This is a genomic window from Dietzia aurantiaca, assembly GCF_021033825.1.
GTDB classification, from domain to species: Bacteria; Actinomycetota; Actinomycetes; order Mycobacteriales; family Mycobacteriaceae; genus Dietzia; species Dietzia aurantiaca.
Genome location: NZ_JAIFXZ010000005.1, coordinates 88927 through 114877, shown reverse-complemented (window position 1 = coordinate 114877; position 25951 = coordinate 88927). Strand labels below are relative to the sequence as shown.

Genomic DNA, 25951 nt, shown 5'->3' with positions numbered 1-25951 from the left:
GTGAGCGCCAAGGAATTCGACGAGGTCGAGGATCCGCTCGAACGGCTGGAGCGGAACGAGCGGCAGGGCACCCTGGCATTCCGCTTCTTCCTGGTGTCGACTGTCGTGGTGGTGGCGGTGGCGGCGCTGGTCATCACGCTCGTCGGCGGGATCCGGGACGAGTGCGGCGGCGCCGACGGGCTGTGTCTCACTGCGGGCCGCATCGAGGTGGTGGCGATCCCAACGCTGGTGTCGCTGCTGCTGTCGGTGTTCTCGGCGTGGAAGACCTACCAGGTGTGGTCGCGGCACATCCGCTGGCGGCCGTGGCTGTTCGCGACCTACGCCATGTGGATGCTCACGACCGCGTGCCTGCTGCTCACCTCGTCGGTGGCGTTCGTCGAGGTCGGCTGATCCGTCGGGCCGGAGCCCGCGTCGTCGAGATCAGGGGACGATGTTGACCATCTTGCCGGGCACCACGATGACCTTCTTCGGCGCCGCGCCACCGAGGTTCTCCTGCACCTTCGCATCGGCCAGCGCGGCGGTCTCGACGTCGGCCGGCGAGGCGTCCGCGGGGACGGTGATGCGCGAGCGCACCTTGCCCTTGATCTGAACCGGATACTCCACCGAGTCCTCGACCAGGTACGACTGGTCGTGCTCGGGGAAGGGGCCGTGCGCCAGGGAGCCGGTGTGCCCGAGCCGCAACCAGAGTTCCTCGGCGAGGTGCGGGGCGACGGGCGCGGCCATCAGCACCAGCGGCTCCACCACGGAGCGCGGAGCGCCCGGGCCGGCGGTCGGGTAGGCCTTGGTGAGGGTGTTGACGTACTCGATGAGCTTGGCGATCGCGGTGTTGTCGCGTAGCCCGGCGTAGTCGTCGCGGACCCCGGCGATGGTCTTGTGCAGGGCCTTGAGCACGTCCTCGGTCGGCTCGGCGTCGGTGACGCGGGCCTGCCCGGTGCTCTCCTCGATCGCCACCCGCCACAGCCGCTGCAGGAACCGGTGCGCGCCCACGACGTCCTTGGTGGCCCAGGGGCGGGAGGTGTCGAGCGGGCCCATGGACATCTCGTAGACGCGCAGGGTGTCGGCGCCGTAGGTGTCGCAGATCTCGTCCGGGGAGACGGCGTTCTTGAGGGACTTGCCCATCTTGCCGTATTCCTGGAACACCTCGGGGGCCTCGGGCGAGGCGTCGAGGTAGAACTTCCCGTCCCGCTCCACCACATCGGCGGCCGGAACGTAGACGCCGCGGGCGTCGGTGTAGGCGAAGGCCTGGATGTAGCCCTGGTTGAACAGGCGACGATAGGGCTCCTCGCTGGTCACGTGGCCCAGGTCGAAGAGCACCTTGTGCCAGAAGCGCGAGTAGAGCAGGTGCAGCACGGCGTGCTCGACTCCACCGACGTAGAGGTCCACGCCACCGGGGTCCTCGGGGCCGTGGATATCGGGGCGCGGCCCGGTCCAGTAGCGCTCGTTCTCCAGCGAGCACAGCTCCTCGGAGTTGGTGGGGTCGATGTAGCGCAGCTGGTACCAGCTGGAGCCGGCCCAGTTGGGCATGACGTTGGCGTCGCGGGTGTAGGTCTGCAGCCCATCCCCCAGGTCCAGCTCGACGGTCATCCAGTCGGTGGCCTTGGCCAGCGGCGGGGACGGCACCGAGTCGGCGTCATCCGGGTCGAAGGAGACGGGCTGGTAGTCCTCGACCTCGGGCAGCTCGACGGGCAGCAGCTCGTCGGGCAGGGCGTGGGGGACGCCCTCGGAGTCGTAGACCACCGGGAACGGCTCGCCCCAGTAGCGCTGACGCGCGAACAGCCAGTCGCGGAGCTTGTATTGGACGGTGCCCTCGCCGGTCCCCTGGCCCTCGAGCCAGGCGATGGTGGCGGCCTTGGCCTCGTCGACGCCCAGTCCGTCGAGCGCCAGGCCCTCGTCGTTGGCGGAACTCACGGCCACGCCGTCGCCGGAGTACGCCTCGGCCTGCACGTCGATCCGGGAGCCGTCGGCCGGCGCGACGACCTGCACGATCGGCAGCCCGAACGCGGCGGCGAACTCGTGGTCGCGCGCGTCGTGCCCGGGCACGGCCATGATCGCGCCGGTGCCGTAGCCCATGAGGACGTAATCGGCCACGAACACCGGGACCTGCTCGCCGTTGACCGGGTTGACGGCGTAGGCACCGGTGAACACGCCGGTCTTGTCCTTGTTCTCCTGACGTTCCAGGTCGGATTTGCGGGCGGCCTGTCGGCGGTACTCCTGCACCGCCTCCACGGGTGAGGAGTGCCCTCCGGTCCAGCGCGGGTCGAGCTCGGCGGCTACCGCGGCTCCGGCCGGCGCCTCGGGCCAGAACGGCCCGGCCAGCTCGTCGACCAGGGGATGCTCGGGCGAGAGCACCATGTAGGTCGCGCCGAACAGGGTGTCGGGGCGGGTGGTGAACACCTCGATGGACTGGTCGGCCACGGCGAAGCGGACGCGGGCGCCCTGCGAGCGGCCGATCCAGTTGCGCTGCATGGACTTGACCTTGTCGGTCCAGTCGAGCCGGTCCAGGTCGTCGACCAGCCGGTCGGCATAGGCGGTGATCCGCATCATCCACTGCGAGAGGTTCTTACGGAAGACGGGGAAGTTGCCGCGCTCGGATCGGCCCTCGGCGGTGACCTCCTCGTTGGCCAGCACGGTGCCCAGCCCCGGGCACCAGTTGACCATCGAATCGGAGAGGTAGACGAGCCGGTGGGCGTCGAGGACCTTCTCCTGCTCGGCCGGGCTCAGGTCGTCCCACGCGCGGTCGGCGAACCCGGAGGGCAGCGGGCGGGAGCCGGAGACGAACTGCTCGCGCAGCGCGGCGATGGGGCGGGCGCGGCCGGTGCGGGTGGCGTGCTCGCCTCCGTCGGTGGTGCGGGCCGGCGCCTCGGGGTCGTACCAGGAGCCGTGGATCTGCAGGAAGATCCACTGGGTCCAGCGGTAGAAGTCGGTGTCGGTGGTGGCGAACACGCGGCGGCGGTCGTGGCCCAGTCCGAGGCGGCCGAGCTGTCGCTCCATGTTGGCGATGTTGGCCTCGGTGGTGACGCGCGGGTGCTGGCCGGTCTGCACAGCGTACTGCTCGGCGGGCAGGCCGAAGGCGTCGTAGCCGAGCGTGTGCAGCACGTTGGTGCCGAGCATGCGGTTGTAGCGCGCGAACACGTCGGTGGCGATGTACCCCAGCGGGTGGCCGACGTGCAGGCCCGCGCCCGAGGGGTACGGGAACATGTCCTGGACGAACAGCTTGTCCTCCGGCAGGGCGGAGCCGTCGGTCGCGGCGAGCGGCCCGACGGGATTGGGCGCCTCGAAGGTGCCACGCTGCGCCCATTCGGCCTGCCAGCGCGACTCGATCGCGCCGGCGAGTGCCGCTCCGTAGCGGTGGGTCGGCCCGGTCTCGGACTGATCGCCGGTGACGGTCTGGTCGCTGCTGCTCACGTTGTCTGCTCTCCCTGGTCTCGCCGGTGCCCACACGCAGGCCGTGTCCAGCCTAAACCCTGGGCCGGGCCGGGCCACGTCAGCGTGGAGCGCGGGTGGCGGTCGGCCGACGAGAAGAGAGTTCCGCACGCGTTTCCCGGGAGGAAAGCGTGCGGAACCCTCTGATCGATGGGAGGCAGGAGGGGCGAGTGGGAGAACCGCAGGTCAGGCCCTGGCGGCGCGGCGGCCGGCGATCAGCGCGTCGAGGCTGAAGCGGCCGGGGCCGACCAGGCCGAACACAGCCGTGCCGAGGCCGATCACGGCGACGAGCTCCCAGCCACCGTCAGCGGCGTAGATGCCGGCGGCCTGGTGGACGTAGAAGTAGGCGCCGACCATGACGACGACGACCAGGACCGCCACGAGCTGGGTCAGCAATCCCAGGACGAGCAGGATGCCGCCGACCAGCTCGACCGTGCCGGCGAACGCGGCCGCGACCTGGGCGGCGGGGACGCCCATCGACTCGAAGAAGGCGCCGGTGCCCGCGACGCCGTTGCTGAACAGCTTCTGGCCGCCGTGCACGATCAGCACCGCGCCGAGCAGGACGCGGGCCAGCAGCAGGCCGATGCCAAGGACGGTCGCGGGTACCGGTACGAGGGTGCTCGAGGTCTCGAGGGCAGCGGGGCGAGTAGCGGTGGTGGTCACTGTGGTTCCTTCCGTCGGGTTCTCCGGTCTGTTCCGGAGCAACGCCGTTGTGGCGGCCCGCGCGGGTCGGCGAGCCATACATGATACGTCACACAGTTCTACTGATCGGCTACGTGGCATGTCAACTAAGGGCTACTATGGACCAATGACTGAACAGGTGAATTGGCTCAACGACGAGGAGACGGCCCTCTGGCGCACCTACCTCGCTCTTGAAGGTCGCCTCCACCTGGAGATCCAGCGCGACCTCAAGATGTCCTCCGACCTGACCGAGCCCGAGTTCGAGGTCCTGGTCCATCTCAGCGAGGCCGACGGGCCGCTCCGCATGACCGCCCTCGCCGATGCCCTGCAGTGGGAGCGCAGCCGCGTCTCCCATCAGGTGACCCGGATGGCCAAGCGGGGGCTCGTGCAGCGCACGAGCTGCCCCGAGGACGGGCGCGGCGCGTTCGTCTCCACCACCGACGAGGGCATGCGCGAGATCGAGCAGGCCGCGCCGGACCACGTGCGAACCGTGCGGCGGGTCTTCCTGGATCGATTGGACGACGACGACAAGCGCGAACTCGGTCGGATCCTCGCACTGGTCGAGGGCAGCGGCGGGGGTCCGCAGCAGGCTGACGCGACTCGGACTTCCGCGGCCGCGGGCGTACCCTCTAAGACGTGAACGCAGTGCTCGTGGTGGTCGTGGTGCTCCTCGCGGGGCTCGCCCTCCTGGTCGGGGGCACCGGCCTTCTCGCGCTGACCGGCAAGCTGCCCGGCAACGGCGTGCTGGGGGTCCGCACCCCGGAGACCCGGCGCTCGCTGGAGGCGTGGACGCTGGCCAACCGGGCCGCCGCGCCCGCGTTCCTCGGCTCGGGCCTGACGCTCCTGCTCGGAACGCTCGCCCTGGGACTGATCGGCGGCTGGATCGGCGTGCTCGTCGTCGTCGTCGCCCTCGTGGTCTCCCTCGCCCTGCTCAACGTGGCCGGCATGGCCGGGGCACGCGCGGCGGCCATCTGGCAGGCCGACCACGGCGACGGGGGCGGATGCGGTTGCGGCCCCGAGGGCTGCGGCGGTCACTCCGGCACGTCGGAGGCCGGGGGCTGCTCCTCGGCCGGCGAGTCGGACGGCCCCGGCGACTCCGGCTCGGGTGGCTGCGCCCCCGCCACGGCCGAAGGCGCGGAGCGCGGCGCCGACCCGGCGGACGACTGCGGCGTGACCGGCGGCTGCGGATCGTGCGCCCTGCAGGGCATGTGCGAAACGGAGACCGCCGGCCGCTGAGGCCCGCCTTCCGCCCCACCTCGATCAGTCACCACCCAACAACCCACCCACACCCCCGGTTGCACGACACGCCTTCCCTGTCGCAAGACACCCGGTGCGTTTTCTCGCACTGAGAACACACGTTCCGTCTGGCAATCACACGGCGGTGTCTTGCAACCGAGGGTGGGCGCCGCGCTGGCGCCAGCACCCCTCCGGTGGCCGCCACCAGCGCGCGCTCATACGGTGTGAATCCTCACCGCCCCAGACCGTGAAGGAGTTCGCTATGGCCCAGAACGACGTCGTTGACATCCTCACCGCCGACCACCGCGAGATGATCGGTCTCCTCGAACTGATCGAGGAGACCACCGACCCCGCCGAACGGCGCGCGCTCGCCGATGCCGCGACCGCCGAGATCGTGCGGCACTCCGTCGCCGAGGAGCTGTTCGTCTACCCCGTCTACACGCGGGAGGTCACCGACGGCGCGGACGAGGTCGAGCACGACAAGGAGGAGCACCAGGAGCTCGAGGAGACGCTCGTCAAGCTCGAGGGCGTCGACTCGGAGGACGCCGACTTCCTGCGCCTGGTCCGCGAGCTCAAGGGCCAGCTCGACCACCACGTCGACGACGAGGAGTCCGACCAGTTCCCCAAGCTGCGGCGGGCCGTGTCCGCCGAGGAGCTGGTGGATCTGGGCCGCAAGGTGGAGGCGGCCAAGAAGGTCGCGCCGACCCGGCCGCACCCCGACTCGCCCCACTCCGAGTTGTTCCACATGACGGTGGGCCTGGGCGTCGGGATGGTCGACCGGCTGCGGGATGCGCTGAGCGGTCGCATCGAGAACACCTGAGTGCGCGGTCGTGGGGCGCCCGCGCTGTAAAATCCCCGCATGAGCGCTGAGTTCTCGATCACCCGCACCGCCGTCCTCGACGCCCCCGCCCCGGCGGTGTTCGCCCAGCTCGAGGACTTCCGCAAATGGCGGAACTGGTCCTTCTGGGAGAAGACCGACCCCTCCATGGAGCGGACGTTCACCGGCGCCGAGCGGGGCGTCGGGGCGCGCTACGCGTGGAAGGGCAACGCCAAGGCCGGCGCGGGATCCATGGAGATCACCGGGGCAGCGGCGGGGCGGCAGGTCCTGATCGAGCTCCGGTTCCTCAAGCCGTTCAAGGCCACCAACCCCACGGTGATCACGCTCGAGCCGCTCGGGCCCGAGCGCACCGAGGTCACGTGGCAGATGACGGGGACCCGCGGCCCGGTGATGCGGGCGTTGACGCGCCTGGTGAAGGTGGACGACGTGTTGGCGCAGCAGATCGACGAGGGGCTCGAGGCGCTGGGGCGCGCGGCCGCCGCGGAGGGCTAGACGGGCCCGGCCCGGGCCCGGGCCCCGAACTCCCCCGGGCCTCCGCCCGGCGCGGAAACTCAGCCCAGCGCCTGCACCAGCACCGCGGCGAGCCCACACGCGGAGATCACGATGATCATCGCCACCAGGCCCACGTTGTAGAGCGCCTGCGTCTGCTGGACCTCACCGGCACGGACGAAACGGCCCACGCGCCGCTCATGCCCGCGCTGCACCCGGAGCAACGCGAGCAGCGGGACCACCGTGAGCAGGGAGAACACCGACGCCCACAGCCACGAGAGCTCGCCCACCAGCTTGGCCACGAGAGTGATGTTGACCCCCACCACGGCCCAGGTGCGGGCCCACGACAAGCTCGTGCGCTCGGCCTGTAGGCCCGCATCCGGCGGGACCGCCGTGGGCGAGATACCGATCACCCGCGGGCGCCGGCGCGGCTGTGGCCGGGGGTCGGTCATGCGAACGTGCCGCTGAGGATCGCGACGATGAGGACCACGGCTCCGATCGAGATCCCCAGCGCCAACAGGATCGACGCCTGGGGCATGGGCAACGGCTGCTTGTGCCGCATGGCGAACTCGATCCGGATCCAGCGCCGGAAGGCCACGATCGCCAGCACCGCTGCCAGCACCAACAGGATGCAGGCGAGCGGGGTGCGGATGATTTCCGGGATCTCGTCGCCGGCGAACGCCTCGAGGGCCACCGCGCCGGCGGTCAGCCCGAGGCTCGTGCGGATCCAGGCCAGGAACGTGCGCTCGTTCGCGAGCGTGAACCGTGGATCCGGCTCCTGACCATCTCTCAGTGCTCTGGGCCGCCAGCCCGACCCACCATCGCCCGTCATGGGTCCGAGCCTATCGGGCGGACCGAACCGGCCGCCCTACCCGGCCTCGGGCGAGCGACGACGGTGGGCGCCGAAGTGATGGAATGGACGGATGGAGATTCTACGCCGGCTGAGGATCGAGCCGTTCATCGTGGCGATTCTGGCCGCGGTCGTCGTCGCTGCTTTCCTCCCCGCGACCGGCGGCGCCGCCACGACGCTGGGCTGGGTCACGACCATCGGCATCGCCGTGTTGTTCTTCCTCTACGGCGCCCGGCTCGAGCCGCGGGAGCTGCGCGCGGGCCTGCGCCACTGGCGGCTGCACTCGGTGGTGCTCGTGGCGACGTTCGTGGCGTTCCCGCTGCTCGGCCTGCTCGGCCAGTGGATGCTGACCCCCGTGCTCGGCGCGTCTCTGGCCGCCGGCTTCCTCTTCACGACGCTGGTGCCCTCGACCGTGCAGTCGTCGATCACGTTCGTGGCCATCGCGCGCGGGCATGTCAGCGCCGCGGTGGTGTCGGCATCGGTATCGAATCTGCTGGGCGTGTTCCTCACGCCGCTGCTGGTGTTCGCGCTCATGACCACCGACGGCTCGGTGAAGATCACATGGGATTCGGTCGGCACGATCGCCCTGCAGCTGCTGCTGCCGTTCGTGCTGGGCCAGATCTTTCGGGACCGCATCCTGCCGATCACCAACAAGATCAAGCGTCTGGCCCTGTTCGACAAGACCGTGATCGTGCTCGTGGTCTACGCCGCGTTCTCCGAGGGCGTCGTTGAGGGGATCTGGACGATGGTCGGCGTGCCCCAGCTGGCGGCCCTGGTGGTCGCGTGTTGCGTCCTGCTGGCGGTGGTCCTGGGATTGACGGAGCTCGTCTCCCGAGCGCTCGGTTTCGAGGAACGCGACAAGCGCGTGGTGCAGTTCTGCGGCTCCAAGAAGTCCCTGGCCACGGGCCTGCCGATGGCGGCGGTGTTGTTCGTGGGCCAGCCGCTCGGCCTGCTGGTGCTGCCGCTGATGATCTTCCACCAGATCCAGCTCATCGTCTGCGCGTGGCTGGCGGGCCGCTACGGCCGCGCCGAGGAGACCCCGGCCGCGCCAGCCGCCTCCTGAGCCCTACCCCGGCAACCCCATCATCATGGACGTCTCCACGACCTTGTCCGGGTCGCCGAGCCGTGGGCCGAGGATCACCAGGACGGCGAACACGAGCGCTGCCGTCAACGCGAGTCCGATCCACACCGCGTAGAGGCGCCGGCCGGCCAGGCGGGCGATCGTCGCGCCCACGAGGGCGCCGAGGACGTTGAACATCAGGTCGGAGACGTCCGAATGGCCCAGGGCGAAGACGTACTGGAGGGTCTCGACGGTGCCGCTGGTCAGCGCTCCGACGACGACGACGAGAGCCGTCGCCCGCCGGTGATGCTCCAGCACGATGAACAGCAGGACTCCGAGCGGGATGAAGAAGGCCATATTGCCCAGGTAGTCGAACAGCGGCCCGAACCAGGTCGTCGAGTTCCGATAGAGGGCGAACGGCTCCCATTCCATCGAGCGGTTCCGTTGGGCCTCGGGTCGCCACAGCATGCCGATCACGAAGAAGGCCTTGAGCATGGTCAGTGCCGCCACCACGGCCCCGTAGGCGACCAGCGCCACTGCAGCCCATGCTCTGACCCGGGCACTCGTCGGTTGCGTCACGTGCACAGTCTTACCAGGTGATCGCGCCGATTCCACGCTCGCGTAGTGTTGTTGTACATTTGTACGCGTACGTTTGTACAGCAACGTGAGGAGCACCTGTGACGAGCGCCGGACGCACCCGCGATCCCGAGCAGCGGATCCACGACATCGGACGCGCCGCGGCGGAGTTGATCGCCGAGGCCGGCGTCAGCGCACTGACCCACCGCGCGGTCGCCGCCCGCGCCGGCGTCGCCGTGGGGACCACCACCAGGTACTTCGCCACGATCGACGACTTACGTCGGCACGCGCTCGAGTACCTGGCCGCATCGGTCGAGAGTGATCTGGACGAGATCCGGCGCGACCTCGCTGGCACCCCAGACCCGATCGCCTACCTGGCCACCGCCACGGCCGCCGGCTTCGAGGACCGGGGCGCCGTGCTCGCCGAATGCTCCCTCGCCTACGCGGGACTGTTCGAAGCGGACCTGCGCGAGCTGAGCCTGCGCTGGTTCACCGGACTGACCGAGATCCTGTCCCCCTACTTCGGGAAGGTCCGCTCGGAAGTGCTGGCCATGTGCCTGGACGGGGCCGGTATCAACACCGCGCTCACCGGCACCGCGCCCACAATCGCCCGACTCGAGGCCGTCATCCGGGCGATCTCGACCATGCCCGACGAGGACACCACCGCATGAGCGACACCACTACACCCGCCCGGAGTGAGCTGCGGGCCGACCCGCACATCGTGGGCTCGTACGATCCGGCGCGCCGCTGGCTCGGTCTGGTCACGCTGACGTTCTCACTGCTGGCCATCACCACGGACATGACGATCCTCAACGTGGCGATCCCGCAGATGTCGGCGGACCTACAGCCCACCGCCTCCCAGCAGCTGTGGATCATCGACGTGTACTCGCTGGTCATGGCCGGCCTGCTCATCTCCATGTCGTCGATCGCCGACCGCTGGGGCCGCAAGCGCATGCTCATGCTGGGTTACGCCCTCATCGCGCTCGCCTCGGTCCTCGTACTCTTCGCGCACTCCCCCGGCTTCGTGATCGCGCTGCGCGTCCTCCTTGGTATCGGCGCGGCCATGGTCATGCCGTCCACCCTGTCGCTGCTGCGTGTGACATTCACCGACACCCGCGAGCGCGCGACAGCCCTGGCCGTGTGGGCCGCGGTCGCCGGCATCGGTGCGGCCGTCGGACCGTTGCTGGGCGGCTTCCTCCTGGAGACGTTCCACTGGCAGTCCGCGTTCCTGGTCAGCGTGCCGATGATGGTCATCGCGTTTATCAGCGCCATCTTCACCGTTCCCGAGTCCCGCGTGCCCGAGCCCGGGCCGTGGGACCCCTTCGCCGCCGCTCTCACGCTCGTCGGCATGTCGACCACCATCTGGGCCATCAAGAAGTTCAGCGAAGAGGCCTCGATGACCTACCTCCCGGCGTGGATCGCCTTCGTCGTGGGAGTAGTTGCCCTGGGCTGGTTCGTCCGGCGCTGCCTGCGATCAACGTCTCCTCTGCTCGATGTGACGATGTTCCGGCACCGCATCTTCTCCGCGGGTGTGCTGGCCGCGCTCATCGCGAGCTTCTCCATGTCCGCCGGGCTGCTATTGCTCGCGCAGTGGTTGCAGCTTGTCAACGGCGCGTCCGCGTTCGAGTCCGGTCTCCAACTCATGCCGCTGGCACTGGCCGCCGCTGTGACCTCGCTCCTGGCACCCGTCGCCTCGGAGCGGATCGGGATGCGCGCCACGATCTTCCTGGCGCTCTTCGTCGCCGGCGCCGGCATGCTCTTCCTGGGCATCCGGGGCGAGGACCTGGAGCTGACTTCAGTGTTCATCGCACTCGCCCTGATCGGGGCAGGAATCGGCGCGCTGGCCCTGGCCTCCTCGATGATCATGGGCGGCGTCCCGCGTTCCAAGGCCGGCAACGCCGCCGCCATGGAGGACACCTCGTACGAGTTCGGTGCCGTCCTCGGTATCGCCTTGCTGGGTTCGTTGGCCTCGTTCCTCTACCGGCGGAACCTCGGCACCCCGGCCGAGGCGCTGATGCTGGGCGAGGAGGCCACGGAAGCGGCCCGCGACTCCCTTGGCGGGGCCATGGCTGTGGCAGACGCCGCGCAGCTGCCAGACCTGGCCACACGAGCCGGCGAGGCCTTCACCTCCGGCTTGGGTATGGCAGGGCTGATCGGCGGGCTCATCCTGCTGGTGTTCGCGTTCGTGGTGTTCTACCTGACCCCGAAGGGCACGATGCTCGCCGACCTGGAGCACTAAACGCGGCCCCGACCGAGTGATATCGGTCACATCATACAGCCGCGAAAGTTTACTCTTATGTTAATGCTGATATGCCAACAGTAGCGCAGCACTTACCGCCACCTGTGTAGATAAATATATTCTGCGGAACTCTCTGTCAGAGCAGTTCTGGCCCATTTCGCGGCGGCGCTTCGTTTAGCGGTCGAAACCATTGAGCGCCAACCGGGCAAACCTTAACGTTCTCGCCGCACGAGCTGATCAGGCCGTGTGGCGGCAGGGTCTAAGACAAGCCCAGGCGTCACAGCCGAACTTGATGCGGATCGCATCAGCACATCGCATAGGGGAGTCCCGTGGAAGATTTCTACTTCGGAAGTATCTCGAACCCGATCTGGGTGATGGCCAACGCCGCGCTCGCCGGCGTGATCAATATGATTCCCGGAGCTCAGGCCGCTTCTACCGATCTGCAGCACGACGCCTACGACGCCTGGGCCCAGGCGGGGATCGCCCCGCATCATCTCGATGTGGTCAAGAACAACGCGATGGCTTACGGCTGGTGGTGAAGTGACGAGCCTTGGCAGTAGAACGGGAAAGAAGCTAATCATCCCTTTCGCCGCCGGGGCACTATCCCTCACCGGGATCACCGGTGGAGCCATGGCTGCCCATATCACGATGGATTCAAAGGCGCATTCAGGCGCTTCCATCAAGCCAGCCAGCGTCGCCGTCCAGGACGGGCTCGTTTTTCGAGAACCCGTCCTACCGGCTACATCCACAGAAGCAGTCCTGACGACATCCACATCAATTGCTGCGATCCCGTCCACTGCCCCCAGGGAAGAGCGCGAGTCGGTGCGTCCTCGCTCACGGAGTGTGTCCATACCGCCTCCACCGGCGCAGGTCCGAGCTCCAGTTCCAGTCCCAATTCCAGCGGTTGCGCCACCGATCGCTGCCGCGCCACCGGCACCACCTGCGGCCCCTTCGCCGCGTATCGAGTTGAACCTGCCCGAGGTGAATCCTCGTCCCCAGGTCCAACCCGGACAACTTCACTTCGGTTAGTCAAGTAGCCACCTAACAACTAGGAGTAGCAATAATGGGCATTGTCGAAGGTCTCGTCTTACTGGGTGGACTCATTCTTGGCCCTGCGGCGGGCGCGGCTGCCGCATTCGGTGTGACACCGGTGATGGTCGGCGGTTTCGCAGCCGGTGCGGGTGCCGCTGGACTCGCGGGGGGCGCAGGAGTCGCGGCTTCTGTTTCCAACCCATTTGTCATCGAGGGCGTTGAAAACGCTGCAGTCAGCGGACACAACGACTTTGCTTCCGGCTCGGCCAATGTGCTCAACGGACTCCAGCTCCCGGGAATCGCGGAGTTCCACTTCAACTGATCGCCGCGCTCACCCCGCTCGGGGCGTTCGTGACCGTCCGCTGCCGAGCCCTCCCGCGCCGTACGTCTTGGGCGCGGGAGGGTTCGGTGTTTGAATAGCGCGATGACCAGCGTGACCTACCTGCAGCAGACCGCCGCCGACCAGCTCCGGCCCGCTGCCCCTGCAGATCTCACGATCAGCCGCGTCTTCCCCGCCGACCCCGCGCTCAACGCCCGGATGTACCGGGAGATCGGCGCCGACTGGAACTGGATCGACCGCCTCGAGTGGTCAGACGGGCACTGGGCGTCATACGCCTCGGACCCGTGCATCAGCACCCTCCGGGCCGCCGTCGACGGTGAGGTCGCCGGATTCGCCGAACTGCGTATGAGCCCCTGCGACCCGGCCGTCGACTCCTTCGCCACGGGCGCGAATGAGAGTACGGACGACGGGGTCGACGTGGAGATCGTCTACTTCGGCATACTCCCCGAGTTCGCCGGCCATGGCCTGGGTGGATGGTTCCTGTCCGAGGTCTGCCGCATCGCCTGGAACGTGCCGGGTTGCCGCCGGGTGTGGCTGCACACGTGTGATGACGACTCCCCTGCCGCGATCCCCAACTACAAGGCGCGCGGCTTCGTGGAGTACGCCCGCGAGAGCTCCGGTTGCGCCGCCTGTAGCGTCTGACTCACTGCTCGGGCAGCCGAACCAGCGAACGACCACTCATCCGTGAGATGAGGCGTTCCGACATGGCTCCGAACGTCTGCAGCTCGTCGTCGTCGAGCCCCTCGAACAGCCACTCCGCCAGGGCGACGCGCGCCGACACCACCTCATCCACGATCCGACGCGACTCGACGGTGAGATCGATCAGGCGAACCCGCCGGTCCTCCGGCGACATGGTGCGCTCCACATGTCCGCTCGCCTCCAAACCGTCCACGAGCGCGGTCACCTGGCGCGGGGAACAGTCCAGGTAGGCGGCCAATTCGACCTGCTTGCACTGACCCTGCAGGCCCAGGACGAACAGCAGCTCCAGGCGCGGCACGGTGAGCCCGTAGTTCGCGGCCGCGCGCTCGATCGAGCCGGACATCTCCTCCGACAGCATCAGAGCGCGGTCGAGAATCTCACTCGCAGATAGTGCCACGTGTATATAGTTACCACTATTCACGGTTTCAGTCCCGTCGGACCCGGCGGGCTACGAGGCGCAGGAGACACCATGGACGTGACCATCCCCGCGGGGTTCGACTTCACCGATCCCGAGCTCTTCGAGAAGCGGCTCCCGCACGACGAGTGGCGCCAGCTGCGCCAGTCCGAGCCGATCCGACGCGTCGACAAGCCACGCGGCATCGACGGATTCGACGACGACCACTACTGGCTGGCCACCAAGCACGCGGATGTCAAGGAGATCTCCCGCGTCACGGGAGAGACCTTCTCCGCCGGCGAGAACACCATGATCCCGCGCTTCGCCGAGGGCACCGACCGCTCGATCATCGAGGCCCAGCGCGAGATGCTGGTCAACGAGGACGGTGAAATCCACAAGAAGCACCGCCGGATCATCTCGCGCGGCTTCACCCCGCGCGGAGTGGCCGGCATGCGCGACGAACTCTCCGAGCGCGCGCGCAAGATCGTCACCGAGGCCGCCGAGAACAACGCCGACGACTTCGTGACGGCCGTCGCCTCCGAGCTGCCGCTCCAGGCGATCGCCGACCTGCTGGGCGTGCCGCAGGAGGACCGCCACAAGATCTTCGAGTGGTCCAACACCATGACCAGCTACGACGCGCCCGGCGGCATGGACCTCGCCGCCGTGGCGTCCATGCAGCTCATCGAGTACTTCCACACGATGGCCGTGGACCGCGCCGAGAACCCGCAGGACGACATCGTCTCCAAGCTCGTCCAGGCCGACATCGACGGTGAGCACCTCTCGCCCGAGGAGTTCGGCTGGTTCGTCACCCTGCTGGCCGTGGCCGGCAACGAGACCACCCGCAACGCCACCACCCACGGCATGGTCGCGATGCTCGAGAACCCTGACCAGTGGGAATTGTTCAAGGCCGAGCGCCCGGAGACGGCCTACGACGAGATCCTGCGGTGGGCCTCGCCGATCACCCAGTTCCAGCGCACCGCCATGGAGGACGTGGAGATCGGGGGAGTGGCCATCCCCAAGGGAGACCGCGTACTGCTCTGCTACGGCTCAGCGAACTTCGACGAGGAGGTGTTCGAGGACCCGTTCACCTTCAACATCCTGCGCGACCCGAACCCGCACGTGACCTTCGGTGGCCAGGGCCCGCACTACTGCATCGGCGCCAACCTGGCGAAGATGCAGCTGGAGCTGATCTTCAACGCGATCGCCGACCACCTGCCGGACCTCACCTCGCTCGGCGACCCCAAACGGCTTCGCTCGGGGTGGCTCAACGGACTCACCGAGTGGAAGGTCGATCTGGGTAGTTGTCCCGTCGCGAGCTGAGGCGGGAGCTGGCACGCAGCTCAGGCCAGCCAGGCCTGCAGCAGCATGAACGTCGCGGTACCGACCACGATGCTGATAGCAGCGCGTCGAAATGCCAAGTGCACGCCGAGGGTGAGTGCCAGCGCGGCTGCAGCCGGCACCCACGATCCGAACTCGGTCGTGGTGTCGCGCAGCGTGTAGACCACCAGCACCACCATCACGCCTGCGGGCATGGTGCGGCCCAGGTAGCGGACCACCTGCGAGTCCCGAAGCCGGGTCAAGGCTACGAACGGAGCCGCACGCAGAGCGACCGTCACCAGGAACATCACGCCGAGTCCGGCCAGCAGGTAGCCGGTCGGTGGCACCGGGGCGCTCACGCCGCCTCCTGCCCGGATCGTGTTGCCCACGCGAACCGAACCAGGAGCAGCACCACGTAGGCCACGAGCCCGACCAGCAGCATCTGGTCGGGAGCGAGCCACGCCGCTACCAGACCGCAGAGCAGCGCGATCACCGGCGCGGGCAGATCGCCGGAAGCGCGCCACGCGTCCACGGCGAGGACTGCGAACAGTGCGGTCAACGCGAACTGCAGCCCGTCCAGCCCGGGCGGCAGCGCGGCACCGATCAGCCCACCGACAATTCCCGGCAGTACCCACAGCGACTGACACGTGACCGCGATGGTCATCGTGCGCGCGCCGGTCATCTCGCTGTGCCGCTTGGTCGCGGTGATCGCGTACACCTCGTCGGTCAACGCGTATACGGCGTACAGGCGAGCCAGGCGCGATCGGACCGACTCGATGGGAAAGCCGAGCCCGTAGAAGACGTGCCGGAAATTCACCAGGAACGCGGCAGCGGCCAGCGAGTACAGGGGAGTGACCGCGGTGAGCAGTCCGATTGCCAGGAACTCCATCGATCCGGCGTAGATCAGGATCGAGAAGACCGGCGCCCACCACCAGTCGAAACCGGCCTGGGTGATGAGGACGCCGAATGCCAGCCCCAGCGGGATCAGGCCGAGGCCCACCGGCGCGGCGTCGACGAGTCCCTTGCGGATCTCTGCGCTGGTGGAGGGGGCGGTCGACACGCCGGGCAGTCTATCCAGCGGCGACTCGCGATCACCCCCGTCAAGGGTCTTCCGTCGGCGGCCGCACCGGCGCACACTTGGTCAATGAGCGCACACGAAGCCGGCTCTCCACCCGTCCCGTCAGTTTGGCACTGTCTGCGGTGCTCGGACTCTCGCCGGGTGATCGGCTGGCTGGTCGAAGCCCTGGGATTCGTCGAGACCGCCTGCCACACCGACGGCGGGAAGATCGTCCATGCCGAACTGCTCTGGCCCGAGGGCGGTGGGGTCATGCTCGGCGATTCCGGCCGCGGCTCCGCTGATCCGCACGCCGCGCCCCCGGGGTCGGGTCTGGCGTACGTGGTGACCGCGGACGCCGACGCCGTCTATGCGCGGGCGAATGCCGCCGGCGCCGAGATCGTCATGGCCATGCACGACACGGACTACGGCGATCACACCTTCTCCGCGCGCGATCCGGAGGGCAACGTGTGGTCGGTGGGGCAGTACCGGGGCGAACCCGCTCCCTGACCACCGGGCGCCGGTCAGTCCCTGCGCTGGTCCGCACGCGGCACGAGCGGGATCGCCACCGCCGCGATCACGGCCGCGCCGGCGAACACCGGCCAGTAACCGAACGCCTCGATCACGGCAGCGATCAGGGGAGTCGCCAGCGACATCGTCACGAACTGTGAGGTGTTCTGCACCCCGAGCGCGCGCCCGGCCCACCGCGGCCCGGCGTACTCGGCCACGGCGGTGAAGGCCAGGCCGTTGTCCGAGACGGACAGGACGGTGGCCACCACACCGAGCGTCACGGCCACCGCACCGGGCGCGCCGAGCGCCTCGGCCACGGCGAGCGCCGCAAGGCCGGCGGTCACCGAGATAGCCACGCCGCGAATGGGTCTCATACGTGACCCGACCCGGTCCGACACGGCTCCGGCCACGATCCGGGCGGCGGCCCCGAGGATCTGGCTCACGGTCACCACGACACCCGCGGACACCGCCGACCACCCGTGCCCGAGCACGAGCCACGCCAGCAGGAACGATTGCAGCATCCCCTGTGGCAACACCAGCAGCACCGAGACGCCGTGCACGCGCTGCAGGTAGTCCGCGCCGCGATAGGGCGAGCGGTCGGCCGTCGCGGTCGCACCACCCGCCGGGGCGGCCGATGCGCCGCCAGGCGACACCCCGGCGGGGTCGAGGTCGGTGGGCACGCGGGACGAAGCCGGGGCGGCAGGCGGGTCGGTGACGACGACGAAGGCCGCCACCGCCGAGACGACCGCCATCGCCAAGGGCATCGCGAACGCCGCCGCCAGGCCGTACGACTGTGCCAGCAGTGGCATGGTCATCGCGGCGATGGCGGCCCCTACCGGTTGCGACATCTGCCGGATGCCCATGGCGAGCCCGCGGCGATGCGGTGGGAACCACCCCACCACCAGACGTCCGCTCGCGGAGTTCCCGGAGGCGGTTGCCGCTCCGCCGAGCAGGAGAAACACCGCCATCGCTCCGAACGAATGGGTGAACAGGAGAGCGGTGAGTGCCGCGGCGGCGGCGACCGAGCCGGAGACCAGCACCACTTTCTCGCCGGCGCGGTCGACGAGCCAGCCCCACGCGATCAGCGCCAACGCCATGCCCACGGACGGCATCGCCACGAGCACGCCGGCCCGGGACAACGACATACCCATGTCCGTGTTGAGGTGGGGGAGCAGGAAGCCGACGCCCACCACGAACGCCGACCCGGACGCGGCGACGAACGTCGCGACCGCCAGGATCAGCCAGGTCCGGGCCGTCACCGGCGCCGCTTCGGTGGTCACGGTCGCGTTCAGTTCACGTCTCCGTCGTCCACGTATGTCGCGTACAGCGGCAGCGGCATGTCCTGACGCCGGAGTACCGCTCCCCACACGTCGACCCGCGCGGGGGCCAGCAGGTCGCTGGGGAGGCTGGGCGCCACGTACCAGTCACCGCGGTCGAGCTCATCCTGCAGCTGTCCCGGTGCCCAGCCGGTGTAGCCTACGAACACGCGCATCCCGTCGATCCGATCGCGCAGCAGGTCGGGGTCGCTGTCCAGGTCCACCACGTGCACCCGGCCCTCGATCTGCTGCAACCCGGGGTTACGCGAGAGGTCGACGCCCGCGGAGAGCACGACCAGCGCGATCCCGGTGTCGGGTTTGACAGGCCCGCCGACGTGGAAGACCGGCGGCGCCGCGCACAGGTCGGCCCACCCGGGCAGGATCGTCTCGACATCGGTCTCGCTGGCCCGGGTGATCACCACGCCGAGCGAGCCGGAATGGTCGTGTTCGATCACGTAGATGATGGCCCGCCGGAAATTGGGGTCGGGCATGTCGGGCGCGGCGATGAGCAGTGATCCGGCCATCGGGTCGCGTTTGTCCAGCGCGTCGTAGAGGCGGTCGCCGAAGAGGCCACCGCCGCCCAGATCGTCCGGTCCCGTGTCCATGCCCCCATGATGCCCCTGCGACCGCGCTCTCACACCCGCGTCCCCTCGAACGGGTTTCGCCGCGGGTTCCTGGATACCGTGAGCGGGTGACCTCCCTGTCCGCCGATCCGGCCGAGCCCTCGGATCCGGTCGAGCCTCCGCGCGGCCGCCTGTCCGCAGCCCTTCGTGAATCCGATGGCCTGGGCCGGCTGTCCACCGCGCGGCTGGCCGCCCTGCTCAGCGAGGGAATCCACCAGGCCGCTCTCGGCGGGGTCGTGCTGTTCAGCCCGGAGGCCGCGACCACGCCGGCCGCGATCGCCGGCGGGTTCGCGGTGATGCTGCTGCCGTACTCGATCGTCGGCCCGTTCGCGGCCGCCGCCCTGGATCGATGGGACCGACGGGTGGTCGTGGCCGTCGCGGCCCTGGTCAGGACCCTGGCGATCGTCGCGACCATCGTCCTCATCGCCGCCGGAGCGGTGCGGACCGGCCCGGGTCTCGCGGCACTGTTCGGGCTCTCGCTGGTCGCGATCGGCCTCGGCCGCCTCATCAACACGGGGATGACCGCGGCCATGCCCAAGGTGGTGCCCGATCGCGTTCTCGCCGCCACCAATTCGGTTCTGGTCACCGCGGGGTCGGTGATCACGGCGGTCGGTGCCGTCGCCGCGTTCGCCGTGCTCGCCGTACTGGGCGCCGGGGACGCCGCCGTGTCGTGGACACTGGCGCCGTCGGTGATCACGGCGCTGGTGGGGGTGTGGGCGATCCTGGCGCTGCCACGCCGCCACCTGGGACCCGACGACGACGAGATCGGCCGACACGACGATGCCCGCACGACCGGCGATGCTGTCCGGGCATTCGGCGGTGGACTTGCCGAGGGCGTCCGGGCGGCGCGGTCCTCGGCGCTCGTGTGGGTGTCGTTGACCGGGGTGACACTCGGCCGGGCCGCGTTCGGTATCACCACGATGCTGGCGATCCTGCTCCTGCGTGACGTGGAATCCGCCGGCGCGGGCGGCGGCCCGGTCATCGCCGGAATGGGCGGCTTCGGACTGATGTCCGCCACAGTGGCGGCCGGAATGGGCGTGGCCGCAGTCGTGGCCCCGTGGGCCATGGCCCGCGCCCGCCGGATCCTTGTCGTGGCCGCCGGGGCCGTTCTGGCCGCGATCGCCCAGGCCGTGGTGGGCCCGACACTGAACCCCACCGCACTCGTGCTCGGCGCGATCGCGATCGGACTGGGGACGCAGGTGGTCAAGCTCGTCGCCGACAACGCGATGCAGACCGACGTGCCCGATACCCGGCGCGGCGGGGTCTTCGCGCTGCAGGATGCGTTGTTCAACTCGGCATTCGTCGTGGGAATGGTCGCGGCGCTGCCATTGGTGCCGGCGGACGGGCGCTCGGTGTCGTTGATGCTGGTCCCGGCGGTGCTGTACGGGGTCTCCGCGTCGATCGCGGTCGTGGTTGCCACGCGCTCAGAGGCCGAGGCCGAGCGATCCGGCGGCCAGCGAGCCACCACCCACTGAGCCGCCCCCGACAGAGCCGCCACCCACCGAACCCACGCCCACCGAACCCACGCCCACGGATCCGCCGCCGACAGACCCTCCACCGACCGAGCCACCGGCATCAGAGCCGCCACCCACCGAGCCCGCACCCGCCGAACCGGCCGCAGCCGAGCCCGCAGCGGCGGAGCCGGCGGCAGCCGACCCGGCCGCGGCGGAACCCGCGACCGCACCGTGGTCGATGCCGCCGAGCGCGCCCGCGTCGATGGAGCCCACCTCGACATGCGGGAGCTCGACGTGGGGCAGCTCGATGTTCGGCAGCTCCAGGGCGGGCGGATCGAAGGGCAGGGCCGCGTCGAGGAGACCGTCGCCGTCGACGTCCGTCACCGACATCCAGCCGTCATCACTGTCCACGGTGATCGAGCCGTCGTCCTCGATGACCGGCTCAGCGGGCTCGGAGACCGTGCCTCCCTGGACCGGCGGCGGGGTGTGGGCCGCAGGGGGCGGGCCCGGCTCGGGCTCGACCACCGGGGGAGCGAACCAGCGGGACGAGTCGCCGATCGCCGCCGATCCACTCTCCACTCCGCCGATCGCATCCGCGAGGAGTGATCCCCAGTCCGGCAGGTGCCCGAGCGACTCGGATCCCGTGACCAGCGCGCCCTCGAAGTCGCCCGCTCCGGCACCGGCGAGTGCGGACCCGGCCGCCATCGACCCTGCTGCCAGCGAGCCGGCCCCCACCGAGCCCAAGCCGACGGACCCGCCGCCCACGGATCCCGCGCCGACCGAGCCGCCGCCGACAGAGCCGCCGCCCAGCGAACCCGCACCGGCAGAGCCGGCCCCGACCGAGCCCGCGGCGAGCGCACCGGCCCCGCCCGCGTAGGCGTTCCACACGCCCTGACCGCCGTCATCGGCATAGACCGCCTGGACCTCGGCGCCGACGTCCGTCACCACCCGATCGGCGATACCGTCGAGATCCGAATCCCACAGGGCATCGTCCGAGTGACCGTCGCCGTCGAAGTCCAACCACAGGGCGTCCGCAGTACCGGTGCCGAGGGTGAAGTCGGGCTCGCTCTGCCACTGCGTCGGCTCACCGACGCCATCTCCGAAGAAGTAATCCATGCCCCGAATCGTGTCGCGGCCGCAGGCTCCGAGCCAGCCCCGTTTCCGGATCTGTGGAATGCGGATCGGTTATCCACAGATGCGCGGCGGCCCTTGACAGACGACCGGGCGGGTCGGGATCGAGAGAAACAGCGCCCGGAGGTCAGCGCGCGACTGCGTGGTCGAGCAGCGCCGACCTGGCGGGATCCCCACCCAGGTCCGGCCGGCCGAGCCGGAACGCCCGGACGCCCATGACGACGAGCAGGATCAGCCCCCAGATCAGGTACGAGTTGCCGATCAGATGCGCGATCGGACCCCAGCCGAGCTCGGCGTCGGCGTGGTTGGGGAACCACCACTGCGGGGTGCTCAGGAAGATCAGAAGTCCACTGATGCCCAACGCCAGCCAGATCCGTTCACCGTTGCGATCGCCACCGTCCCCGGCACTACCGCTGGCCGCACGATCCGCCCACACCAGGGCGAGCACCACCGCCGGCACGGCCCACACCCAGTGGTGGCCCCACGACACCGGCGAGCAGAAGAGCGCCACGGTGCCCACCGCGATCGCCGCCGCGACCTCCTGGCCGGCCCGCAGCAGCCGCCACGCGACCCATGCGATACCGAGCCCGATCACGCACGAGACGAGGAACCAGACCACCGACGCAGCAGTGTCCTCGAGACCGATCCGGTGCACGAATCCGTTGACCGACTGGTTGGACGTGAACGCCAAACCGCCGATCCGGCCCGGATCGCGGATCGCGAACGTCCAGTAGCGGACCGAGTCGTCGGGCGCCAACAGGTGCCCGATGCCGGTGAACGCCAGCGCGGACACGATCGCGGTGGCCAGCCCCCGCCAGTCGCGCCGCAGGAAGAAATAGAGCAGGAAGACCGCCGGCGTGAGCTTGATGGCCATCGCCAGCCCGACCAGCGTGCCTGACCACCAGCGCCCGCGGCCGCGGATCACGTCGACCAGCACCAGTGCCATCAGAAAGACGTTGACCTGACCGAACCCGATGGTCTCGCGCACCGGTCCGAACCACATCGCGACCGCCATTACGGCGAGCGTGATCCACCACAGCTGGGCGACCGGCCGGTCGCAGGTGCGGGTGAGGACCAGTTGCACGACGAACGCCAGCACGATCAGCGTCGCAAGCGTGATGAGCACCGATGCCACGGGCAGCGGCACCAGCGTGAGCAGGGAGAAGATCTGCGCGGACAGCGGGGGATAGGTGAAGGGCAGGTGCGCGCCCTCGGCCAGCTGCGGCAGCTCGCCGTACAGGTCACCACCATCGCGGAAGACCTGCCCGCCGACGCGGTAGACGTCCAGGTCGATGCGGTAGGGCGGGAGTTTCTGCAGGCCCGGGATGCCGAAGGTGTGCACGAAGGTGCCCAGGAGGGCGACGACGACGACGGTCGCCCGCGCCACCATCGACGAGAGGTAGCGGTCGACCGCGTTGCCGATCATTTACGAGTCACCCTTCTGACGGTCGGAGGCATCCGCCCCGCCCGCGTCCGCTCCGCCGTTCTGTTCCGCCCACCAGCGCAGGAGTTCGGCCTCGGCCTCGTCCCGGTCGAGCGGTCCGCGGTCCAGCCGCAGTTCCTTGAGGAACCCCCAGGCGCGGCCGACGTCCGGTCCGGGTCTCAGATCGAGGAGCTTCATGATCTCGTTGCCGTCGAGGTCCGGGCGGACCCTGGCCAGATCCTCCTTCTCCTCGATCTCCGAGATCCGGTTCTCCAGAGAGTCGTAGGTGGCCTGCAGCTTGGCCGCGCGCCGCTTGTTGCGCGTCGTGCAGTCGGCGCGCACGAGCCGGTGCAGGCGGGGCAGCAGATCGCCAGCATCCGAGACGTAGCGCCGCACCGCCGAGTCCGTCCACTGGCCGTCGCCGTAACCGTGGAACCGCAGGTGCAGGAACACCAGGCCGGAGACGTCCTCGACCATCTGCCGCGAGTACTTGAGCGTGCGCATCCGCTTGCGGACCATCTTGGCGCCCACCACCTCGTGGTGATGGAACGTCACGCCGCCGCCCGGCTTGGCCGCGCGGGTGGCCGGCTTTCCTATGTCATGCAGCAGGGCGGCCCAGCGCAAGACCAGGTCCGGACCCTCCGGCTCGAGGTCGATCGCCTGCTTGAGCACGGTCAGCGAATGCCAGTACACGTCCTTGTGCTGCATGTGCTCGTCGCGCTCGAGTTTCATGCCGGGGACCTCGGGCAGTACGTGGTCGGCCAGCCCGGTCTCGCACAGCATGTTGATCCCGTCGACCGGGTAGTCGCCGAGGATCATCTTGTCGAGCTCGACCCGCACCCGCTCGACGGTGATCCTGTCGATCTCCGCCGTCATCTCGGTCATGGCCCGGAAGACGCGTGGCGCGAGGGTGAAGCCCAGCTGGGAGACGAATCGACAGGCCCGCAGCATCCGCAGCGGGTCGTCGGCGAACGACTGCTCCGGGGTGGCCGGGGTGTCGAGCACACCCACCAGGAGGGCGTCCATCCCGCCCAGCGGGTCGACGAACTCGTGTCGCCCGTCGGGGAACAGCCGCACCGCCATGGCGTTCACCGTGAAGTCGCGCCGGACCAGGTCGCCCTCGAGCGTGTCACCGAACACGACCTCGGGATTGCGGCTCACGCCGTCATAAGTATCGGCACGGTAGGTGGTGATCTCGATCTGCTGCTCGATCCCGGACTCGTCCCGCTTCACCGCCGAGAGGGTCCCGAACTCTATGCCGGTGTCCCAGACCGTGTCCGCGTACTCGTCGAGGATCGTGCGGACCACATCCGGACGGGCATCGGTGGTGAAGTCCAGGTCCGTGCCCAGCCGGCCCAGCACCGCGTCCCGTACGCTGCCGCCGACCAGGTACAGGTCGTGCCCGGCCTCACCGAACGCCTTCGCGAGTGGCGACAACACGTCGGCCAGCTCGTTGATCGTGCTCTGGGCACCGGCCAGGAGCCGCAGGCGGCGGGTCTCGAGCTCCTCCGCATTGGTGGGATCCGGCGCAGCACCCGGCCCGTCCTGCAATCCCGAGAACACCGCGGCGTCATGTCGGTCGGAGAGGGCGCGGCGGTCGGGGGAAGGATCTCGGGCTGTCACAGTGCAGACTTTACCGAGTCACCCCGTCAACACCCGTTCCGTGCTCCCCGAGATCTGGCCCGGGTTCCTTGGACCACAGCGGCTCGACCGGCTCGACCTCCGGCGGCCCGCTCAGCAGATGCCGGGACTCCTCGAGGTACCGCAGGTAGGCCGGGTTTCCGAGGAACTGCTGGGCCGCCGCGGCGTCGCGGTAGTGCTGGAAGATCAGCAGCTCGTCAGGATCCGAGTACGAGGCACACAGGACGTAGGCCACATGACCGTCGTTCTCGGTCACCGCCTCCGGCATGTTCCTGCGCCACACCTCGATCAGCTCGTTCCGCCTGCCCGAGATGGCGCGGTGGCGAAGGACCAGGGCGTGCGCCGGGGGAGCGGAACTCATACTTCGGACTCTAGCCGTACTGACCACGGACGTTGCGTCGCCGTTCGCCATGACGAGACGGGATACGACCCCCACGGGGTTGCAACTAGAGTGACGGGTGTGTCTCGTCGTCGTCCTTCTCTCCTCTCCGTTCCCACCACCGTCGCGGTCACCGTGGCGGCGTCCCTCGCCCTGACCGGCGCGGGTCTGCCCGCCGCCGGCGCGCAGTCCGCCCGCGGCGTCGACACCTCGACGGCGCTCGGCTTCACCACCTCCCCGCGCCCCACCGCGGCGCCGCCGGCCGACACCTCCCGGCCGCAGATCCTGCGCGTCCAGCCGATCGAGGGCCGCAAGGTTCTCGCCGACGTGTGGTCGCCGTCCATGAACAAGGCCGTGCCCACCTTCCTGATACTCCCGCCGAACCCCGGGCCGGCGCCGCTCCTGCTCCTGCTCAACGGCGTCGGCGGCGGCGAGGACCACGTCGGCTGGGCCTATCACACGGACTACCAGGACTTCTTCGCCGACAAGCAGGTCCTCGTGGCCAGCCCCGAGGGCGGGCGCTTCAGCCTCTACACCGACTGGCAGCGGCCCGACCCGGTGCTCGGCGTGAACCGGTGGCACACCTTCCTCGACGACGAGCTGCCCGCCGCCCTCGCCGGCGGATACGCCCTGAACGGCACCCGCGGGGTGATCGGCGTGTCCATGTCGGGCGGGCCCGCGCTCACGCTCGCCGCGACCAGCCGGCACCACTACGCGGCGGCCGCCTCTCTCTCCGGGTTCCCGGAGGTCTCCACCCCGTTCGGTCGCGCCGCCACGACCGCGATGGTCGCCCGCGGCGGCGGCAACGTCCTCAACGCGTGGGGCCCGCCCGGCGACCCGGCGTGGGTGACAGGCGATCCGTCCCACGACGTCGAGCGACTCCGCGGCACCGCGCTGTACCTGGCGTCCGCGCCCGGCAACCCCGGCCCCAACGACCATCCCGAGATCGGCTCGGCGACCTTCTCCATAGGCGCCGGGACCGAGCTCGCCTCCGACCTGGGCACCCGCCACATGGCCGACGCGCTGCGGGCGGGCGGCGTGCCGTTCACCTACGACCGATACGACAACGGCGCCCACACGTTCGCCCTGTTCAACCGGGAGCTGCGGGATTCGTGGCGGGTGGTCGGGCCGGCGCTGGGCGCCTGAGATCCCGGCCCGGGCCGCGGCCGAACCGGTGAGCGTATCGGGCCTCCGTGCGCGCGGATGATGCGTTCGTGTGACCCACCGGCCGGGATTGCCGAACCTC

General features: G+C 69.5%; 29 protein-coding genes. 15 read left to right on the top strand and 14 right to left on the bottom strand.

Going from position 1 to position 25951, the window contains the following annotated elements; genetic code table 11:
- On the top strand, positions 1–390 hold the full coding sequence (locus tag K3888_RS07870) for a hypothetical protein (protein ID WP_230929701.1): 390 nt from the start codon (positions 1–3) through the stop codon (positions 388–390).
- Positions 391–420: 30 nt separating this feature from the next.
- On the opposite strand, the gene K3888_RS07865 is transcribed toward K3888_RS07870, so the two are convergent.
- Positions 421–3405, bottom strand: coding sequence for a leucine--tRNA ligase (locus K3888_RS07865; RefSeq protein ID WP_230929700.1), 2985 nt, complete (start codon positions 3403–3405; stop codon positions 421–423).
- Between the two features lie 204 nt (positions 3406–3609).
- Positions 3610–4086 carry a DoxX family protein gene (locus K3888_RS07860; protein ID WP_230929699.1) on the bottom strand — a complete coding sequence of 159 codons (477 nt, stop codon included), beginning with the start codon at positions 4084–4086 and terminating at the stop codon, positions 3610–3612.
- A 145-nt stretch (positions 4087–4231) separates the two neighbouring features.
- Here K3888_RS07860 and K3888_RS07855 point away from each other — a divergent pair, with 145 nt between their 5' ends.
- From K3888_RS07855 to K3888_RS07840, 4 genes are all read left to right on the top strand, one after another.
- Positions 4232–4744 (top strand): MarR family winged helix-turn-helix transcriptional regulator, encoded by a 513-nt coding sequence (locus tag K3888_RS07855; RefSeq protein WP_230929698.1) that lies wholly within the window; start codon positions 4232–4234, stop codon positions 4742–4744.
- A complete protein-coding gene (locus K3888_RS07850; protein ID WP_230929697.1) occupies positions 4741–5340 on the top strand; it encodes an SdpI family protein in 600 nt (199 codons plus the stop codon). The genes K3888_RS07855 and K3888_RS07850 overlap by 4 nt, the downstream gene beginning before the upstream one ends.
- Positions 5341–5602: 262 nt before the next feature.
- Positions 5603–6160, top strand: coding sequence for a hemerythrin domain-containing protein (locus K3888_RS07845; protein WP_230929696.1), 558 nt, complete (start codon positions 5603–5605; stop codon positions 6158–6160).
- A gap of 39 nt (positions 6161–6199) precedes the next feature.
- A complete protein-coding gene (locus K3888_RS07840) occupies positions 6200–6670 on the top strand; it encodes an SRPBCC family protein (RefSeq protein ID WP_230929695.1) in 471 nt (156 codons plus the stop codon).
- A gap of 59 nt (positions 6671–6729) precedes the next feature.
- On the opposite strand, the gene K3888_RS07835 is transcribed toward K3888_RS07840, so the two are convergent.
- Both K3888_RS07835 and K3888_RS07830 read right to left on the bottom strand, forming a co-directional pair.
- Positions 6730–7119 (bottom strand): hypothetical protein, encoded by a 390-nt coding sequence (locus K3888_RS07835; RefSeq protein ID WP_230929694.1) that lies wholly within the window; start codon positions 7117–7119, stop codon positions 6730–6732.
- Entirely contained in the window at positions 7116–7499 is a 384-nt protein-coding gene (locus K3888_RS07830; protein ID WP_230929693.1) for a YidH family protein, read from the bottom strand. The genes K3888_RS07835 and K3888_RS07830 overlap by 4 nt, the downstream gene beginning before the upstream one ends.
- Positions 7500–7590: 91 nt before the next feature.
- On the opposite strand from K3888_RS07830, the gene K3888_RS07825 reads away from it, so the two are divergent.
- A complete protein-coding gene (locus K3888_RS07825) occupies positions 7591–8580 on the top strand; it encodes a bile acid:sodium symporter family protein (protein WP_230929692.1) in 990 nt (329 codons plus the stop codon).
- 3 nt (positions 8581–8583) lie between these two features.
- On the opposite strand, the gene K3888_RS07820 is transcribed toward K3888_RS07825, so the two are convergent.
- Entirely contained in the window at positions 8584–9156 is a 573-nt protein-coding gene (locus tag K3888_RS07820) for a VanZ family protein (protein WP_230929691.1), read from the bottom strand.
- 98 nt (positions 9157–9254) lie between these two features.
- Between K3888_RS07820 and K3888_RS07815 the strand changes: the two genes are divergently transcribed.
- The 5 genes from K3888_RS07815 to K3888_RS07795 all read left to right on the top strand — a co-directional run bounded on the left by K3888_RS07815 (position 9255) and on the right by K3888_RS07795 (position 13406).
- A complete protein-coding gene (locus K3888_RS07815) occupies positions 9255–9824 on the top strand; it encodes a TetR/AcrR family transcriptional regulator (protein WP_230929690.1) in 570 nt (189 codons plus the stop codon).
- A complete protein-coding gene (locus tag K3888_RS07810; RefSeq protein WP_230929689.1) occupies positions 9821–11392 on the top strand; it encodes an MFS transporter in 1572 nt (523 codons plus the stop codon). Before K3888_RS07815 ends, K3888_RS07810 begins: the two co-directional genes overlap by 4 nt.
- Positions 11393–11721: 329 nt before the next feature.
- Complete coding sequence (locus tag K3888_RS07805) at positions 11722–11931, top strand: hypothetical protein (protein WP_230929688.1); 210 nt, start codon at positions 11722–11724, stop codon at positions 11929–11931.
- A 524-nt stretch (positions 11932–12455) separates the two neighbouring features.
- Positions 12456–12746, top strand: coding sequence for a hypothetical protein (locus tag K3888_RS07800; RefSeq protein WP_230929687.1), 291 nt, complete (start codon positions 12456–12458; stop codon positions 12744–12746).
- Positions 12747–12848: 102 nt separating this feature from the next.
- Positions 12849–13406 carry a GNAT family N-acetyltransferase gene (locus tag K3888_RS07795; RefSeq protein ID WP_230929686.1) on the top strand — a complete coding sequence of 186 codons (558 nt, stop codon included), beginning with the start codon at positions 12849–12851 and terminating at the stop codon, positions 13404–13406.
- 1 nt (position 13407) lies between these two features.
- On the opposite strand, the gene K3888_RS07790 is transcribed toward K3888_RS07795, so the two are convergent.
- The gene (locus tag K3888_RS07790; protein ID WP_230929685.1) at positions 13408–13860 is read right to left on the bottom strand and encodes a MarR family winged helix-turn-helix transcriptional regulator; all 453 of its coding nucleotides are present in this window, start codon (positions 13858–13860) and stop codon (positions 13408–13410) included.
- A 72-nt stretch (positions 13861–13932) separates the two neighbouring features.
- On the opposite strand from K3888_RS07790, the gene K3888_RS07785 reads away from it, so the two are divergent.
- Complete coding sequence (locus tag K3888_RS07785; RefSeq protein ID WP_230929684.1) at positions 13933–15177, top strand: cytochrome P450; 1245 nt, start codon at positions 13933–13935, stop codon at positions 15175–15177.
- 20 nt (positions 15178–15197) lie between these two features.
- Here the strand turns inward: K3888_RS07785 and K3888_RS07780 are convergent, their stop codons facing one another.
- Together K3888_RS07780 and K3888_RS07775 are read right to left on the bottom strand one after the other, a co-directional pair.
- Entirely contained in the window at positions 15198–15533 is a 336-nt protein-coding gene (locus K3888_RS07780) for a branched-chain amino acid transporter permease (protein ID WP_230929683.1), read from the bottom strand.
- Positions 15530–16234 (bottom strand): AzlC family ABC transporter permease, encoded by a 705-nt coding sequence (locus K3888_RS07775; RefSeq protein WP_230929682.1) that lies wholly within the window; start codon positions 16232–16234, stop codon positions 15530–15532. The genes K3888_RS07780 and K3888_RS07775 overlap by 4 nt, the downstream gene beginning before the upstream one ends.
- A gap of 84 nt (positions 16235–16318) precedes the next feature.
- Here K3888_RS07775 and K3888_RS07770 point away from each other — a divergent pair, with 84 nt between their 5' ends.
- Positions 16319–16738: a VOC family protein gene (locus K3888_RS07770; RefSeq protein ID WP_230929681.1), complete on the top strand. Its 420-nt coding sequence runs from the start codon at positions 16319–16321 to the stop codon at positions 16736–16738.
- 14 nt (positions 16739–16752) lie between these two features.
- On the opposite strand, the gene K3888_RS07765 is transcribed toward K3888_RS07770, so the two are convergent.
- On the bottom strand, positions 16753–18018 hold the full coding sequence (locus tag K3888_RS07765) for an MFS transporter (RefSeq protein ID WP_230929680.1): 1266 nt from the start codon (positions 18016–18018) through the stop codon (positions 16753–16755).
- Positions 18019–18026: 8 nt separating this feature from the next.
- Positions 18027–18659: a YqgE/AlgH family protein gene (locus K3888_RS07760; RefSeq protein WP_230929679.1), complete on the bottom strand. Its 633-nt coding sequence runs from the start codon at positions 18657–18659 to the stop codon at positions 18027–18029.
- 86 nt (positions 18660–18745) lie between these two features.
- Here K3888_RS07760 and K3888_RS07755 point away from each other — a divergent pair, with 86 nt between their 5' ends.
- Positions 18746–20152 carry an MFS transporter gene (locus K3888_RS07755; protein WP_230929678.1) on the top strand — a complete coding sequence of 469 codons (1407 nt, stop codon included), beginning with the start codon at positions 18746–18748 and terminating at the stop codon, positions 20150–20152.
- Here the strand turns inward: K3888_RS07755 and K3888_RS07750 are convergent.
- From K3888_RS07750 to K3888_RS07735, 4 genes are all read right to left on the bottom strand, one after another.
- Positions 20102–21247 carry a hypothetical protein gene (locus K3888_RS07750; protein ID WP_230929677.1) on the bottom strand — a complete coding sequence of 382 codons (1146 nt, stop codon included), beginning with the start codon at positions 21245–21247 and terminating at the stop codon, positions 20102–20104. The genes K3888_RS07755 and K3888_RS07750 overlap by 51 nt on opposite strands.
- 142 nt (positions 21248–21389) lie before the next feature.
- A complete protein-coding gene (locus K3888_RS07745; protein WP_230929676.1) occupies positions 21390–22688 on the bottom strand; it encodes a glycosyltransferase 87 family protein in 1299 nt (432 codons plus the stop codon).
- Positions 22689–24236 carry a CCA tRNA nucleotidyltransferase gene (locus K3888_RS07740; protein WP_269074948.1) on the bottom strand — a complete coding sequence of 516 codons (1548 nt, stop codon included), beginning with the start codon at positions 24234–24236 and terminating at the stop codon, positions 22689–22691.
- 82 nt (positions 24237–24318) lie between these two features.
- Positions 24319–24687 (bottom strand): putative quinol monooxygenase, encoded by a 369-nt coding sequence (locus K3888_RS07735; RefSeq protein ID WP_230929675.1) that lies wholly within the window; start codon positions 24685–24687, stop codon positions 24319–24321.
- A gap of 99 nt (positions 24688–24786) precedes the next feature.
- Here K3888_RS07735 and K3888_RS07730 point away from each other — a divergent pair, with 99 nt between their 5' ends.
- Complete coding sequence (locus tag K3888_RS07730) at positions 24787–25851, top strand: alpha/beta hydrolase (RefSeq protein WP_230929674.1); 1065 nt, start codon at positions 24787–24789, stop codon at positions 25849–25851.
- The last annotated feature ends 100 nt before the right edge of the window (positions 25852–25951 follow it).